General features: G+C 67.5%; 11 protein-coding genes. 5 read left to right on the forward strand and 6 right to left on the reverse strand.

Translation table 11 applies throughout. The features are described from left to right. The 5 genes from B3H47_RS00640 to B3H47_RS00660 form a co-directional block, all read right to left on the reverse strand. Entirely contained in the window at positions 1 to 3,198 is a 3,198-nt protein-coding gene (locus B3H47_RS00640) for an efflux RND transporter permease subunit (protein WP_286985399.1), read from the reverse strand. Then, positions 3,195 to 4,265, reverse strand: a complete 1,071-nt coding sequence (locus tag B3H47_RS00645) for an efflux RND transporter periplasmic adaptor subunit (RefSeq protein WP_286985401.1) — start codon at positions 4,263 to 4,265, stop codon at positions 3,195 to 3,197. The genes B3H47_RS00640 and B3H47_RS00645 overlap by 4 nt, the downstream gene beginning before the upstream one ends. After that, positions 4,262 to 5,656 carry a TolC family protein gene (locus B3H47_RS00650; protein ID WP_286985402.1) on the reverse strand — a complete coding sequence of 465 codons (1,395 nt, stop codon included), beginning with the start codon at positions 5,654 to 5,656 and terminating at the stop codon, positions 4,262 to 4,264. The genes B3H47_RS00645 and B3H47_RS00650 overlap by 4 nt, the downstream gene beginning before the upstream one ends. Positions 5,657 to 5,685: 29 nt before the next feature. Beyond that, positions 5,686 to 6,303 carry a phosphatase PAP2 family protein gene (locus B3H47_RS00655; protein WP_156052966.1) on the reverse strand — a complete coding sequence of 206 codons (618 nt, stop codon included), beginning with the start codon at positions 6,301 to 6,303 and terminating at the stop codon, positions 5,686 to 5,688. A gap of 89 nt (positions 6,304 to 6,392) precedes the next feature. Continuing rightward, entirely contained in the window at positions 6,393 to 6,728 is a 336-nt protein-coding gene (locus tag B3H47_RS00660) for a PepSY domain-containing protein (protein WP_286985404.1), read from the reverse strand. A gap of 106 nt (positions 6,729 to 6,834) precedes the next feature. Between B3H47_RS00660 and B3H47_RS00665 the strand changes: the two genes are divergently transcribed. Beyond that, positions 6,835 to 7,815 (forward strand): patatin-like phospholipase family protein, encoded by a 981-nt coding sequence (locus B3H47_RS00665; protein ID WP_286985405.1) that lies wholly within the window; start codon positions 6,835 to 6,837, stop codon positions 7,813 to 7,815. 6 nt (positions 7,816 to 7,821) lie between these two features. Here the strand turns inward: B3H47_RS00665 and ppc are convergent, their stop codons facing one another. Next, complete coding sequence (ppc, locus tag B3H47_RS00670) at positions 7,822 to 10,800, reverse strand: phosphoenolpyruvate carboxylase (RefSeq protein ID WP_414718215.1); 2,979 nt, start codon at positions 10,798 to 10,800, stop codon at positions 7,822 to 7,824. Positions 10,801 to 10,829: 29 nt separating this feature from the next. Between ppc and hemC the strand changes: the two genes are divergently transcribed. From hemC to B3H47_RS00690, 4 genes are read left to right on the forward strand one after another with little or no spacing between them, the layout of a single operon-like run. After that, positions 10,830 to 11,783 (forward strand): hydroxymethylbilane synthase, encoded by a 954-nt coding sequence (gene hemC / locus B3H47_RS00675; protein WP_286985406.1) that lies wholly within the window; start codon positions 10,830 to 10,832, stop codon positions 11,781 to 11,783. A 39-nt stretch (positions 11,784 to 11,822) separates the two neighbouring features. Continuing rightward, positions 11,823 to 12,830: a uroporphyrinogen-III synthase gene (locus tag B3H47_RS00680; protein WP_286985407.1), complete on the forward strand. Its 1,008-nt coding sequence runs from the start codon at positions 11,823 to 11,825 to the stop codon at positions 12,828 to 12,830. Positions 12,831 to 12,839: 9 nt separating this feature from the next. Continuing rightward, positions 12,840 to 13,991, forward strand: a complete 1,152-nt coding sequence (locus tag B3H47_RS00685) for a uroporphyrinogen-III C-methyltransferase (protein WP_286985409.1) — start codon at positions 12,840 to 12,842, stop codon at positions 13,989 to 13,991. Further along, a complete protein-coding gene (locus tag B3H47_RS00690) occupies positions 13,991 to 15,211 on the forward strand; it encodes a heme biosynthesis protein HemY (RefSeq protein WP_286985410.1) in 1,221 nt (406 codons plus the stop codon). The genes B3H47_RS00685 and B3H47_RS00690 overlap by 1 nt, the downstream gene beginning before the upstream one ends. Positions 15,212 to 15,263: the final 52 nt, after the last annotated feature.

Raw genomic sequence — 15,263 nt, forward strand, 5'->3', positions numbered from 1 at the left:
TCACTCGGTAGGGGGAGAGACTGCAGACAGCGGCAGATTGTCGTCGGCCTCGGCGTCGTCCAGCCGGCCTCGCATCAGCTTGAACAGCACGGGCATGACCAGCAGCACCAGCGGCATCTGTACCGCCAGCCCCGCGATGATGGCCACGGCCAGCGGCTGTTGCATGGCAGAGCCTTGCCCCAGCGCGAGGGCCAGCGGCGCAAGCGTCAGCATGGCCGCCAGCGTGGTCATGGCGATTGGGCGCATGCGGTTCTGCCCGGCGGCCACCAGCGCCGCGTCCAGGCCCTGCTCAGGGTGCTCGCGCAGCAAGGACTGCACTTCGCTGAAGTAGAAAATCGCGACCTCGGTGACGATGCCCACGATCATGGTCATGCCCATCATCGCCGAGATGTTGAGCTCGATGCCTGCCGCCCACAGGCCAATGAACACCGCGGGCAGCGCAAGCAGCGGCATGGCCAGGATGCTGATCGCCACCTTGAAGCGCTCGTACAAAAAAAGCAGCAGCAAAAACACCAGCAGCACCGCCGCGCCGAGCACGCTGATCAGGCCTTGAAACGCGATTTGCTGCTGCTTGTACAGCCCGCCGAGCTGGGCATAGACGCCGGGCGGAAAGTAGCCGGGCGCGTCGATGATTTTTTTGACGTCGGCAATGGTCGAGCCCAGATCGCGCCCGCTGATGCGCGCGGTGACCGCGGCCATCGCCTTGAGGTTTTCGCGGTGGATTTCCGGCTGGCCGGTGAGCACCTTGAGGCTCGCGATGCGACCCAGGGTGAACACATGGCCGTCGGGTGCGCGCAGCGGCAGGCGGGCGATGTCGTCGGTCGTTTGACGCAGCGCCAGCGGCGTCCACAGCCGCACACCGACCATCTTCGGACCTTGCTGGATTTGCGTCACCACACTCCCGCCGATCAAGGTTTGCAGCTGCTGCTGCACCTGCTGCGGATCGACGCCTTCGAGCGCGGCGCGGGTGGGGTCGATATGGATGTCGAGCGCGTCGCCCGCGGGCTTGATGCCGCTGCGCACATCGACGATGCCGGCAATCTTGCCGATGGCCGCCGCCGTACGGTGCGCAAGCTCGGCGAGCTGCTGCGGGTTGTCGTCAAAGATTTTGATCTCCACGGGCTGCGGCACGGCGGTGAGGTCGCCGATCAGGTCTTCCATCAACTGCGCCAGTTCGATTTTCACGCCGGGCACCTGGGTTTCGATGCGCTGGCGCACCTCCTCCATCACCACGTCGATCGACTTGCGCGGCGGGGGTTTGAGACGCACGAAAAAGTCACCTTCGTTGGCTTCGGTCACGCCGCCGCCGAGCTGCGCCCCGGTGCGGCGCGACCAGGTTTGCACCTCGGGCGTGGTGCGCAGAATCTGCTCCACTTGCGCGAGGATGCGGTCGGTCTCGGTCAGCGAGGTGCCGGGCGGGGTGCGGTAGTCGAGAATAAAACCGCCTTCGTCCATATGCGGCATGAAGCCGCTGCCCACTTGCCCGTAAGCCAGCCAGCCCGCGAGCAGCAGCGGCGCCAGTCCCAGCGCGGCCAGCCACGGGCGGCGCAGGCTGGCGCCCAGCACCCGCGCATAGCCGAGTTGCACGGCAGAGAGCCAGCGGCCGTTTTCACGCTGCGCTTCACGCGCGATGTCCTTGGGCGAGAGCAGCTTGTCGGCCAGCAGCGGCACGGCCAGCCAGGCGACGAAAAAGGAGATGACCAGGGCGGCGGCCATGGTCAGCGACAGCGCCTTGAAAAAAGCACCGGTGACGCCGGAGAGGAAGGCCAGCGGCAGGAAGATGACCACGGTGGACGCACTCGACCCGGCCAGCGGCCGCAAATACTCCATCGCCGCATGCAGGATGCCGCTGTGCCGCGCTTGCGCTTCGCCGCGATGACGTGCTTCGCTCAACCGCCGCACGATGTGCTCGCTCATCACGATGGCGTCGTCGATCACCAGGCCCACTGCGGCCGCCATGCCGCCCAGGGTCATGATGTTGAAACTCATCCCCAGGGCGTAGAGCAGCACCACGGTGGCGGCCAGCACGGCGGGCACGGTGATCATGGCGATGAGGGTGATTTTCAGGCTGCGCAAAAACAGCAGCAGCACCAGCCCGGCCAGCGCCACGCCGATCAGAATGGCGTCGCGCACGCTGGCGGCGCTGTCCACCACCAGGGTGCTCTGGTCGTACCAACTGGCCAGGTGCGCGCCGGGCGGCAGCGGGGTTTTGGCGAGCAGTTCGCGCACATGGCGGGCGATCTGCACGGTGTTGCCGCCCGGCTGCTGGTAGATATTGAGCAGCACGGCGTCTTGCCCGTTTGCGGTGATGCGCACCCATTGCGGCACGGTGCTGCGCGAGATGCGCGCCACGTCTTTGAGGCGAATGACGCCGTCTGGCCCGGCCCGCAGCACGATGTCGCCGATCTGCGCGCCATCATGCAGGCGCGAGTCGGCCAGGGCGAGCAGGAGCTTGTAGCGGTCTTGCAGATGGCCCACGGCCTGCACGCCGTTGGCGGCGCTCACCGCATTGCTCACGTCCTGCAGCGCCAGCCCCAGCGCCTGCAGTTTCAGCGGGTCGAGGGTGACGTGATATTCCTCCTGCGCACCCCCCTGTATCTGCACCCGCGCCACCCCGCCGATGCTGGACAGCAGCGGCCGCAACTGGAATTCGGCCAGGTCGTAGAGCTGAGTTGGGGTATAGGCCCCCACGCTCGCCGAGGCTCGCTGCCCCCCGAGGGGGCGCTCACCGCCTTGGGGCGGCCCTGCGGCGGTGAGTGCGTTCGAGGTCAGGCTGTAGGCGATGACCGGGTCGACTGTCGGGTCCATGCGCTTGCTCGACACTTGGGTGCCGGGCGGCAGTTGCGGCAGCATCTGCGTGACCGCTTCGTTGACCTGTACCGCGGCCAGCGCCATGGGCGTGCCCCAGTCGAAGCTCACCGAAATATCGGCGGTGCCGCGGCTGGTGGTCGAGCGCACATCCACCACGCCGGGCACGCGGCGTACCGCCTGCTCCAGCGGCTGCGTGACTTGCAACATCATCTGGCTGGCAGGGCGGTCGCCCGCATCGGCGCTGACCACCACGCGCGGGAAGTCCACGTTCGGAAACAGCCCCACCGGCAGCTTGAACGCGGCAAACACCCCGCCGACTGCCAGCAGCGCGAGCAGAAACAGGACGGAGCGTCGATGGCGTTGCAGCCAGACCGAGGCGCCGCTCATCGCTGGGCTCCCATCACGCGCAGCGCCATGCCGGGGCGAAGTTCATAGTTGCCGGCGACGACCAGCGGCATGGCCGGGTTCAAAGCGCCCGTAATGCCGGTTTGCAGGCCGCTTTCAATGGCGATCTGCACAGGGATGCGTAGCGCCTTGCCGTGGTCGTCCTGAAACACGAAGGCGCCGCGCTCGTCCTGCAGCACGGCGTCGCGCGGCACCACCCAGCCGCGCCAGCGGCCGAGCACCATGTCGGCCTGCACGCTGGCTCCGGCCGGAGGAAGACCGGCCTGAGCAGGCAGGGCGATCTGCACGTCCAGGCGCTGGGTCTTGGGGTTGATGGCCGCTCCAATGCTGCGGATGGTGCCCTGCCAGTGCTGCGCCGGGTCGAACACCGAAGTCAGCCGCACGGGTTGTCCGGGCTGCAGGCGCGACGCGTCTTCCGGCGGCACGCCGGCCAGCGCTTGCAGGCTGCCGCTGCGCCCGAGCTGCAGCAACGGGCTGCCTGCGGCCAGCAGATCACCCGGCGCGGCACTCACCGCCAGCACGATGCCGTCTTGCGGCGCCAGCACCCGCGTTGCCGCCTGTCCCGCGCCTTGTTGCTGCAGGCTGTGCAGTTGCGCCTGCGCGTCGGTCAGCGCCTTGCGCGCCGCATCGACCTGCGCCTGCGTCGCGAGTTGTTGCGCCTTGAGCGCGGTCATGCGGCCCAGCTCGCCCTGCGCAAAAGAAACGGCGGTCTGCGCCTGGCTGTAAGCCAGCGCGGTGCTGGCGTCGCTGTGCAGCGTGGCTAGCACCGCGCCCTTGCGCACGGCCTGGCCGACATGCACGGCCACGGTTTGCACCTGCATGGCATGCTGAAAGGTGATGGCTTGAGTCTGGCTCGCAGGCACCTGCACCACGGCGTAGGCGCGCAGGGTATGCAGCAGCTCGCCGCGTTGCAGCGGCGCGGTCTGTACCTGTGCGGAGATGGGGCTGTCTGCAGCGAACGCACGCGGCAGGCTGCCAAGGGTCAGGAAAAGCGAGGGCAGACTCAGCGCGGCGAGAAGGGCGAGGCGGGCACGAGTGGGCAGGGTCATAGCGGTGCGGCGTTGGATTTGGACGGGGAAACTTGGGCGGCGGTCTGACGGTAGGGGCCAAGACCGGTGAGCAGTTGCAAGGCCAGAATTTGCTCGGCGCGCTGTTGCGCGTTGGCCTGCAGCGCCAGACGCTGGTCGAGCAGGGCGGTGCGCTGGTTGATGAATTCCAGCAGACTCATGCCGCCCTGCTGCAGCGCCTGCTGTGCGGCGGCATCGGCCGATTCCAGCGCGGGCAGGGCCTGCAGCAGAGTCTGACGCTGCTGCTGCAGGAGCGCGATGTCGGCCTGCGCCTGCCGTACATCGGCATCAGCCTGATCGAGCCGGGCCTGATAGTCGGCCAGCAGTTGCGCGCGGGTGGCGCGCTGCGTAGCGATCACGCCCTGATTGCGGTTGAACAGCGGCAGGCTGATGCTCACGCCGAAGCCCACGGTGTTCACCCCGGCGGTATCGCGCGCGCGGGTGAAGCCCAGATTGAAGGCCGGAAACTGCCCGAGCACGGCTTGCCAGACCTTCTGCTCCTGCGCGGCATAGCCTGCCTGCAGCGCCATCAGATCGGGGCGGATGCGCGGCAGTTGCTCGAGCGCTGCGGCCACCTGCGCGGCGGTGGGCGCGGCTTGTTCAGAGGGCGCGGCCAGCGGCAGCGGTACATCCGCCTGCAGCCCGAGCAGGGCATGGAGCTGCGATTGCAGGCCGAGTTGCTGGCGTTCGATCTGTTGGATGGTTTGCGTCAGGGCTTGCAGCGGGACGAGCTGGGCGTCCACGTCGAGCCGGGTGACATTGCCCTGCGCCAGCGCGGCCTGGCTGCGCTGCAGGCGCTGCGCGAACAAGGCGCGTTCCTGCTCCAGCAGTTTCAGCCGCGCCGCGTTGCCGGTGATCTGGGTGTAGAGCAGGCGGGCTTGCGCCACGGTCTGCCATTCGGCCCACAGCACTTGCAGGTTGACCTGGGTTGCGGCTTGTTGTGCGGCGCTTTGCGCGGCGTGGTGGGTGATGAGCGCGGCAATGTCGTAAGACAGCCCGAGGTTGTACGCCGAAGTCGTTGCTCCCGCGCTGTTGCCGGGGAAGTCTTGCGACAGGCCGAGTTGCGGATCGGGCAGCAGCCCGGCGTCGAAGGCTTGCGCGCGGGCCACGCCCAGCCTTGCGCGCTCGGCCTTGAGCTGCGGGTTGTTGAGCACGGCGAGGATGGCCAGCCCGGTGGCGTCCAGCGGCTTGGCGGTATCGAAGTTGTAGCGGGTCAGCGCGGGCAGCGCGATTTTGCTGCGCGCCACATCCAGGTGGTTCGCCGATGCGGCCAGATCGGCGGAAGTCGGCAGCGGCTCGGGGTGATAGCTGGCGCAACCGCCTAGAAGCAGAGCGGCGAGCAAAACGCTGCGAGATAAATGGGGAACCGTCATGGCAGTGGGCTGTGGGGTGACAATTTGCTTCATCGTAAAACCCAGCCTTGACGAATGGCCGGTGCGAACAGTTTGCGATAGAGGCCCGTGAGCAAGGGCATGGCGGGCTCCAGCAGACGATGCCGCGCCAGATGGACGACGAGCGCGGCCATCAATCCCACCAGCGCGGCGCCCGCCATGTCGAGCGGCCAATGCACGCCGAGATACACCCGCGCCCAGGCCACCGGCAGGCCCAGCAGTGCCAGCAGCAGACCGGCCCGGCGCCATGTCGGCGTGAGGAGCAGGCTCGTCGCGACCGAGGCGATCACGGTGAGGTGATCGCTGGGAAAGCCGCTGTCCGGCGCATGCTCCAGCAGCGCAGGGCCGAGGCCGAGGGCGAAGGGGCGCGGCTCGAACACCACCAGCCCGATGAGTTGATTGATGCCCAGCGCCACGAGGGCCGCCACCGCGGCTTGCAGCAGCGGGGGGCGCAGCGCGTCCGGGTGGCGCAGCCAGCCCCAGATCAACAGCAGGGGCGCGGCGTAGATGGCGTATTCGGCGAAGAACAGCGCCACGTCGATGCTGGCTTGTGACGCCGTGCCGTGAGCGGCCCAATGGGTGTAGAGCCCCAGATTGAGGGCGTTCCAGAAAGCAGGAAAATGCAGCATGGCGTGGCGGTGTTTTTGTGAGTTGACAAAACTACACCGCCTCCACGACACCCGGAGGGCTTCCGGATGAAAGGAGGCGGTTGCAGCGATCAGTCCTGCTGATCGTGGTCGTCGTGATCGTTGCGGTCTTGGGTCGAGGCGATCACCGTGCCTTGATCCGGGCTGATTTTCACGTCGAACACCTGCGCGCCTTTGACCACTTCCACGTCATACACCGCCTTGCCCGCGTGCTGCTCGACTTCGGCCTTGGAGGCCGTGCCGCCCACATGCTGCTCGGCTGCGGTGACGGCCTGGCTCAGGCTGATCTTGGCGTTGGGGATGATGCGCGCGTCGTTGCCCGCGTCATTCGAGGCGAAAGCGCTGACCCCGGCTGCGGCCGAAGCGAGTGCGAGCGTGGCGATGAGGATGGATTGGCGAATTTTCATGATGAAGCTCCCTGAAGAAGTTGAACAAACAACGCCGACTTGGCGTGAGAAGAACTCTAGGGAGCGAGTCTTAGCGCACCCATAGCGCTGGACTTATGCTTTCGCCATGCAAACAGCGCCTGTCTCCATGCCTTCGACCTCAGCGCCAAGACCCCGGCTCGGCTTGGCGCTGGGCGGCGGCGCCGCGCGCGGCATGGCGCACCTGGGTGTGCTGCGGGCCTTGGCCGATGCCGACGTGCGCATCGATTTCATCGCCGGGTGCAGCATCGGCGCGCTGGTTGGCGCCATTGCCGCAGCGGGGCGCACCGACGGGCTGGAGGCCACGTTCAAGACCTTCGACTGGCGCAAGACCCTGTCGTTTTTCGATGTGGTGTTTCCTCGCTCGGGGCTGATCGACGGCGCCAAGGTCACCGAACTGGTGCGCGAGCATTTGCCGGCGACGCAGATCGAGGCGCTGTCGATCCCTTTTGCCGCGATTGCCACCGATCTGCACAGCGGCGCCGAGGTGGTGCTGCGCTCAGGCGATGTGATCGAGGCGGTGCGCGCCAGCATTGCGGTGCCGGGCGTGTTCACCCCGGTGCGCGTGGATGGGCGGGTGTTGGTGGACGGGGGCTTGAGCAACCCGGTGCCGGTCAGCGTGGTGCGTGCCATGGGGGCGGACCAGGTGATTGCGGTCGATCTCAATCATGGCGTGGTGGACGGTCGGCTCAAGCGACGGCTGCGGCCCAAACCCCGGCGCAGCGAAACTTCGGTGGAGGAACCGGCAGGCCGCTGGGCGGCCGACTATCGGCGGGTGATGGCCGATCTCAAGCAGCGCCTGCAAGCCCCGAGCGCTCCGGCCAAGGATCAGTTCGAGCGCTGGGCCGACCGCGAGGAGCCGCTGCCCAATGTGTTCGAGGTGCTGCTGGCTTCGGTGAATGTGATGGAAATGCACATCACCGAAAGCCGTCTGCGCATCGAGCCGCCCGACTTGCTCATTCGGCCGCCGCTGGGCGACATCCGCTTTCTCGAATTCGGCCGCGCCGAAGAATCGATCGAAATCGGCTACGACGCGGCGATGCAGGCGCTGCGCGGCTGGAACCCGTAACTGCCCTCAGCCGGTATTGCGCAGCCCCGCGGCGATGCCGTTGATGCTCAGGTGAATGCCGCGCTTGGTGCGCTCGTCGGTCTGCCCTTCGCGGAAGCGGTGCAGGAGTTCGATCTGCAGGTGATTGAGCGGGTCGATATACGGAAAGCGGGCGCGGATCGAACGCTTGAGCGTGGGGTTGTCGGCCAGGCGTTCGGTGTTGCCGGTGATGGCGGTGAGCATATCGGTGGTGAGCTGCCATTCGCGCTGCAGCGCCTTGAGCACTTTCTGGCGCGTCTTGGGGTCGGCCACCAGTTCGGCATAACGCTGCGCCACGCGCAGATCGGTCTTGGCCAGCACCATGTCGATGTTCGACAGCAGGGTGGCGAAGAAGGGCCACTGCTTGGCCATGCGCTGCAGCAGCTTGAGGCCGTCCGGGTTGGCGTCGAGGAAGGCCTGCACCCCGCTGCCGAAGCCATACCAGCCGGGCAGCGCCACACGGCACTGGCCCCACGAAAAGCCCCAGGGAATGGCGCGCAGGTCGGCAATGGCGCGGGTGGCCTTGCGCGAGGACGGACGGCTGCCGATATTGAGCTCGGCGATCTCGGAAATGGGGGTGGCGCTATAGAAGTAATCGGTGAATTCCGGGGTTTCGTACACCAGCTTGCGGTAGGCCGCCATGGAGGCTTCGGACAGGGCGGCAGCCGCGTCGAGAAAGCGCGCCGGGGGTTTGCTCGCGGTCTTGGTCTGCGGCAGCAGCGTGGCCTGCAGCGTGGCGGCCACCAGGGTTTCGAGGTTGCGCAGACCGATTTCGGGATTGCCGTATTTGCTGGTGATGACCTCGCCCTGTTCGGTTAGGCGGATCTGGCCATTCACCGTGCCCGGCGGCTGGGCGAGGATGGCGTCGAAGCTCGGCCCGCCGCCACGTCCCACCGTGCCGCCACGGCCGTGGAACAGCCGCAGGGTGATGCCATGCTCGGCCTTGAGCTGTTCGAACTGCTCGGCCAGCGCGACCTCGGCGCAGTACAGCTCCCAGTTGGAGGTGAAGAAGCCGCCGTCCTTGTTGCTGTCGGAATAGCCCAGCATGATCTCCTGCTCGCCGCCGGAGCGCTGCACCAGCCCCGCGATGCCGGGCAGGGCATAGAAGTCGCGCATGATGGCCGGGGCGTTGCGCAGGTCTTCGATGGTCTCGAACAGCGGCGCCACCAGCAGCTCGGCGTAGCTGTCGTGGCTGCCCAGGGTGCCGTGGAACAGCCCCGCCTCCTTTTGCAGCAACAGCAGTTCAAGCAAGTCGCTGACGGTCTCGGAGTGCGAGATGATGTATTGCCGGATGGCGCGCGGGCCGAAGTCTCGCCGGGCGCTGTAGGCTCGGTCGAACACGGCCAGCTCGCTGCGCGCCCAGTCGGAATAGACGTGGTGCGGCAGACGCAGCGGACGCGGGTCGTTGAGGCAGCGGATGAGCAGCGCCTGCTTGGCGGCTTCGTCCAGATGGCTGTAGTCGGGGCACAGACCCGCGGCGGCGAGCAGTTCGCGCAGCACGGCCTCGTGCTGATCCGAGCTTTGCCGCAGGTCGATGGTGGCCAGGCGAAAGCCGAACACCCCGGCGGCGCGGATCAGCGGGTCGAGCCGCGTCTGTGCCAGCGGCCCGGCATGATGCCGGTGCAGCGAGTCGTGGATGATGCGCAGATCAGCGATGAACTCGTCGGCATTGGCATAAGGCTCGGCGCTGCCCACTTCGGGCAGCAGGGCCTGCACCCCGGCGAGCTTGCGCAGGTTGGCGGCCAGCCGGGCGTACATGCCGATGAGCGCACGCCGGTAGGGCTCGTCGCTGCGGTGTTCCGACAGATCGGGCGACTGTTCGGCCAGGGCCATCAGTTCCGGGCTGGCGCTGGCCAGCAGCGCCGAGATCGACAGCTCGCCGCCGATGGCGTGCACTTCGGCCATGTAGAACTCTATGGCGGTGCGCGACTGCATGCGCAAGGCGTAGCTCAGGGTGTCGGCGGTGACGAAGGGGTTGCCGTCGCGGTCGCCGCCGATCCAGTGGCCCATGCGGAAAAAGGCCGGCAGATCGGTCTTGGCAAGGTCTTGCCCGCCTGCGGGAAAGAGCGCCTCGATGTCGCGTTCCAGGTTGCGATACAGGCGCGGGAATTGCGAAAAAAACGTGGCGCCATAAAACGACAGCGCGTTCTTGATTTCGTCCGACACTTTCAGCTTGACGTAGCGCAGCAGCCGCGTCTGCCAGAGCTGCACCACGCGGGCGCGCATGGCGTCTTCGATGTCGGCGCGTTTTTGCGGCAGACGGGTCGCGTCGCGTTCGACCAGCAGTCGCGCCAGCGCCCGTTCGGCGTCGAGCACGCTCTTGCGCTGCACCTCGGTGGGGTGGGCGGTGAGCACCGGGGAAATGAGCGCCTGATCGAAAAACTGCAGGAGTTGTTGCCGATCCACGCCGGAGTCCTTGAGCGTCTCCAAGGCGGCGCGCACGCTGTCGCGCTGCGGCGGGGCGCCACGCTCGGCATCCTGCTCGGCGCGGCGCAGCACATGGTGATCTTCAGCGATATTGGCCAGAATGGAAAAGTAGCTGAAGGCGCGTATCACGCTGACCGCCTGGTCGCGGCTGAGGCTGCTGAGCAGCTTGTCGAGGGCGCGGCGGTCCTTGGCGTCGCCGTCGCGGTGAAACTTCACCGAGAGCTGGCGCACGGTCTCGACGATGTCGAACATCTCCTGCCCCTCCTGCTCACGGATCAGGTCGCCCAGCAGACGCCCGAGCAGGCGGATGTCGTCGAACAGAGGTGCGTCGGGATCGGAGGCGTTGCGTGCGGCTGAGGGGCGTGTCGACATGGCGAAGAGTGGTTGATTGGGCACGAAATTGGGGCGCAGTGATGCTATCAGCGCCCAGACAAAACGAAGCAAGATACGCGCCCGCACCGACACCGGAATTGCGCTGCCGCAGGCCGATCGAACTGCAATGCCCCGATCTGTGGCCTTCCAGGCACCGAATTCAGCCACGGCGCGAACCGGCTCTTTAGAATCATTCGATGACTTCCACTTTCACTCCCCCACCGTCCCTCGTCATTGCCACCCGCGAAAGCCGTCTGGCGCTTTGGCAGGCCGAGCATGTGCGCGATCTGCTCAAGGGGCTGTATCCGCAGTGCGATGTGCGGATTTTCGGCATGACCACGCAGGGCGACCAGATTCTCGACAAATCGCTGGCCAAGATCGGCGGCAAGGGGCTGTTCGTCAAGGAACTCGAAGTGGCCATGGAGCAAGGGCACGCCGACCTCGCCGTGCATTCGCTCAAGGACGTGCCCATGGTGCTGCCGACCGGATTTGCGCTCACCGCAGTGATGGAGCGTGAAGACCCGCGAGACGCCTGGGTCAGCCCGCATTACGCCAATCTGGCCGATCTGCCCGCGGGCGCGGTGGTCGGCACCTCCAGTTTGCGGCGCGAATCGCAACTGCGCGCGCGCTATCCGCATCTGAAAGTGCAGGCGCTGCGCGGCAACCTCGACACCCGGCTGCGCAAGCTCGACGAAGGGCAGTATGCCGGCATCCTGCTGGCGGCAGCGGGGCTCAAGCGGCTGGGCTTGGGCGAGCGGGTGCGCACCGTCATCGAACCTGAAGACATGCTCCCGGCCGTCGGGCAGGCGGCGCTGGGCATCGAAATTCGCGCCGACCGGCCCGATCTGGCGCAGGCGCTGGCTGCGCTCAACCATCCGCCCACGGCCTTGTGCACCCATGCGGAGCGCGCGGTGTCGCGGGGGCTGGGCGGCAGTTGCACCACGCCGATGGGCGCCTATGCCACATTGGAGGGCGAGGCAATGCACCTGCGCGCGGTGTTGGGGCTGCCCGACGGCAGCCAGGCGCTGCACGCGCAGCAGCGCGGGCGCGTCACCGATCTGGCGCAGGCCGAGGCGCTGGGGCAGCAAGTGGCGCGGCAGTTGCGCGAACAGGGCGCCGACGCGCTGCTGGCGCAACTCGGTTCGCATTGAGTTTTCCCGGTTGATGGCTCCAGGCAAAGCGGGGTAACGATGCTCAACACCACGCTGATCTCCACCCGGGCGTCCTCGCAGTCTGGAGGAGCGCATGAGATTTTGGCCGCGGCCGGTGTGCAGATGCTCGACTTTCCGCTGCAACACATCGGCCCGCCGGGCGATCTGCCCCGTTTTCACGCCGCCTTGGCCGCTTTGCCTCAGACCGATCTGGCCATTCCCGTCAGCCCTACGGCGGTGGCTGCGGTGTTCGCGGCGCTGCGCCAGCCCTGGCCCGCGCGTTGCGCCATCGGCGTCGTCGGCGAGGGCAGCTTGCGCGCGGTGCGCCGGGCTTTGACCGCGCAGCCTGACGACGCGCCATGGCCGCGGCTCATCGCGCCGGGCGCGGCGCCCCCAGGGCCGGGCTTAGCCCAGCCCGCCCCTCTAGGGGGTCAAGAAAATTTGGGGCGGCCCGGCGTTTTCTTGAGAGCGCCCCAGGGCCGGGCTTCGCCCAGCCCGCCCCCCGAGGGGGTCAAGGAAACTTGGGGGCGGCCCTGCGTTTCCTTGAGAGGCGATGAGCCGGGCGGCGAGGGCGACTCCGAGGCCTTGTGGAACGCGCTTCAACTCGCTTTCGCCCCGGGGCCGGTGGCGTCTTTTCCGTGGGCCGGGCGCCATGCGCTGATCTTCCGGGGCGGGCCGGGCCGCGACCTGCTGCAACGCATGCTCGAAGCGGCGGGCGCCAAGGTCAAAGTCATCGAGGCCTACAGTCGGCTGGCGCCCGAATATAACGCGCAGACCGCGGCGTTGCTGCAGTCTGCGTTGGGTAGCGGCGGCTGGTGGCTGTTTTCCTCGACTGAGGCCGTGCATAACCTGCAGCGCTTGCTCGAGCCGGCCGGGCTGGACGCCGCCGTGCTGCACCCGCAGCGAGCGCTGGCCATCCACCCGCGCATCGCCAGCGTCCTGCGCGAGGCAGGTTTCGGGCGGGTGGAACTGACCCGCGCGCCGCTTGAAGAGGTGCTGTCCACTTTGCATCGTCTGGCCGCAGCCCCGAGCCCAACAGACTCCTAGAATGCCCGCATGACTGAGCCCAGCACCCTTCCCGAGGCAGAGCCTTCTCCGGCGCAAGCGCCTGCGGCTGCGCAGGTTGCTGCTTCGGCTGCAGCTTCTCCTGAGCCTGCGGCCATGCCACCATCGGCGGAACTGACGAAGTCGGCGCCTGTCGGCCTGCCGGGCGCCCGCTGGGTCTGGCCGGTTCTCGTTGCCCTCGTCGTCGCTCTGGTGGCGATGGCGTGGTGGCTGAACAACCGCCTGTATGCCACCCAGGCGGAAATTGCGCAGCGCCTGCAAACCGCAACGACCGATGCCATCGAGGCCAAGACGCTGACCAAACAGGCTAGCGATTCGGTGCGCGATCTCACGACACGGCTCGCGGTGCTCGAATCGCGCCAGCAAGACTTCGCGGCGCAGCGTCAGGCGCTGGAGACGTTGTATGCAGACTTTGCCAAGACCCGCGATCAGGCCCGCCTGTCCGAAACCGGTCAGCTCATCGCCCTGGCGCAGCAGCAGGCCCAGCTGATCGGCAATGTGCAGCCGCTCATCGCCACCCTGCAAAGCGCCGATGCGCGACTGGCGCGCTCGCCCAATCCCAAGGCGCAAATCCTGCGCCGCGCGGTGCAGTCCGACCTGACGCGGCTGCGCAGCGCCGTCACGCCCGACATCGCCGCAGCCGCGCACAAACTCAACGATCTGGCCGCGCTGGTGGATAGTTTGCGGCTAGTTTCGGCGGCGGGACCGGCCCACGGCGCCAGCGCACCGGGCACCCCGCCCGTGGCCCCGGCGTCGGCCGCAGGCCCGCGCTGGGCGCCGTGGCTGGGCGACTGGTTCGAGCGCTTTCGCGCCTCGCTGGTGCAGTTGTTCGGCATCACCCGCGTGGGCTCGCGCGACGCTTTGCTGGCTTCGCCGCAGCAGGGCGAATTCCTGCGCGAGAACCTCAAACTGCGCATCCTCAATGCGCGGCTCGATCTGCTTTCGCGCAATGCGGTGGCGTATCGCAGCGATATGCGAGGCATCGATGAAGCGCTGAAAACCTATTTCGACAAGCGCCAGCCGCGCATGGTGCAGGCGCTGTCGCTCGCCCGTCAGGCCGCCCAGCTCGACCTCTCGGCCAATCCCGCAGCCAATCTGGAGTCGCTGGCCGTGCTCTCCACGCTGGATAGCGGAGCACCCTGATGCGCTGGCTCATCTGGGTGCTGATTCTGGCCGCGGCCGCTGTGCTGCTGGCCCTGGGCACGACCCTCAATACTGGCAACGTCGCCGTGCTGCTGCCCCCCTGGCGGGTGGATGTGTCGCTCAACTTCGCGGTTTTGTTGCTGCTGCTGGCTTTCGTGGTGTTCTACCTGGTGCTGCGCGGTCTGTCGCTGCTGCTGGGCATGCCACAGGCGGCGGCAGAGTTCCGGGCGCGGCGGCGGATGCGGCTGGCCGCGCAGGCCCTGCACAACGGCATGTTCGATTATTTCGGCGGTCGCTTTCGCAGGGCCGAGCGCGCGGCGCAGCGCGCGGCCGAGTTCATCGATTTCGCTCCCGCCGCGCTGATGACCGCGGCGCAGTCGGCGCAGCAACTCCAGGCCTATGACCGGCGCGACGCCTATCTGGAACAACTGCCGCAACCGGCCCGCGATGCCGGTGCGCTGCTGAAGGCGCAGTGGCAGCTCGACGCCAAGCAGCCGCGCGAAGCGCTGGCCCAGCTGCGCGCGCTGCCCGCCGGGGTGCAGCGGCGCACTCACGCGCTGCGCATCGAGCTGCAGGCCGCGCGCAAGGTGGGCGATCACGCTGCCGTGCTGCGGCTGGCGCGCACCCTGCTCAAACATGGCGCCCTGCATCCCGCAGCCGCGCAGGCCATGCTGCATACCGCAGCCACCGGGCTGTTGCGACAGGCAGGCGACGACCCGCAGGCCCTGCGCACGACCTGGCACCGGCTGACCGTGCAGGAGCGCACCGACCCCACCCTCGTGATTGCGGCCGCCCGAGGCTTCGCGGCGGCCGGTGAAGTCGGCGAAGCGCGGCAACTGCTGATCGACGCGCTCAACCGCCCGCAGGCCGAGCCGGGTCTGTTCATGCCCAGCCTGCGCGCCATGCTGACGGGCATTGACGCTGGTTTTGTCGCCCAGACCGAGCAGTGGCTGGGCCGCTGGCCGCAAGAGGCGCAGGCGTATTTCACCGCGGGCGCGGCCTGTGCCGAAATGCAGCTCTGGGGCAAGGCGCAGCAGCATCTGCAAAAGGCCATCCAGTCTTGCAGTGATGACGAAAGGCGTTTGCGCGGGCAGATTCATGCCGCGCTGGCGCAACTGCTCGAAGGCATCGAGCGTGAAGACCAAGCACAGCGCCATTGGCGCGAGGCGGCGATGGATCTCTGCGCCCTCGATCTGCCGGGCAAGGCCGGCCTGAACTGAGGCGGCCCAAGCTGCCCGCAAACCGCCTGCCCGCCGCTGATTTCCGCTGACA

Source organism: Thiomonas sp. UBA7699 (assembly GCF_002482605.1).
Classification (GTDB): Bacteria; Pseudomonadota; Gammaproteobacteria; order Burkholderiales; family Burkholderiaceae_C; genus Thiomonas; species Thiomonas arsenitoxydans.

Excerpts from the sequence above, each read along its gene's own strand:
- B3H47_RS00660 (WP_286985404.1), bottom strand. The coding sequence starts at position 6,728 with ATGAAAATTCGCCAATCCATCCTCATCGCCACGCTCGCACTCGCTTCG.
- B3H47_RS00650 (WP_286985402.1), bottom strand. The coding sequence starts at position 5,656 with ATGACGGTTCCCCATTTATCTCGCAGCGTTTTGCTCGCCGCTCTGCTT.
- B3H47_RS00645 (WP_286985401.1), bottom strand. The coding sequence starts at position 4,265 with ATGACCCTGCCCACTCGTGCCCGCCTCGCCCTTCTCGCCGCGCTGAGT.
- B3H47_RS00680 (WP_286985407.1), top strand. The coding sequence starts at position 11,823 with ATGCTCAACACCACGCTGATCTCCACCCGGGCGTCCTCGCAGTCTGGA.
- B3H47_RS00665 (WP_286985405.1), top strand. The coding sequence starts at position 6,835 with ATGCAAACAGCGCCTGTCTCCATGCCTTCGACCTCAGCGCCAAGACCC.
- B3H47_RS00690 (WP_286985410.1), top strand. The coding sequence starts at position 13,991 with ATGCGCTGGCTCATCTGGGTGCTGATTCTGGCCGCGGCCGCTGTGCTG.
- B3H47_RS00640 (WP_286985399.1), bottom strand. The coding sequence starts at position 3,198 with ATGAGCGGCGCCTCGGTCTGGCTGCAACGCCATCGACGCTCCGTCCTG.
- B3H47_RS00655 (WP_156052966.1), bottom strand. The coding sequence starts at position 6,303 with ATGCTGCATTTTCCTGCTTTCTGGAACGCCCTCAATCTGGGGCTCTAC.
- B3H47_RS00685 (WP_286985409.1), top strand. The coding sequence starts at position 12,840 with ATGACTGAGCCCAGCACCCTTCCCGAGGCAGAGCCTTCTCCGGCGCAA.
- hemC (WP_286985406.1), top strand. The coding sequence starts at position 10,830 with ATGACTTCCACTTTCACTCCCCCACCGTCCCTCGTCATTGCCACCCGC.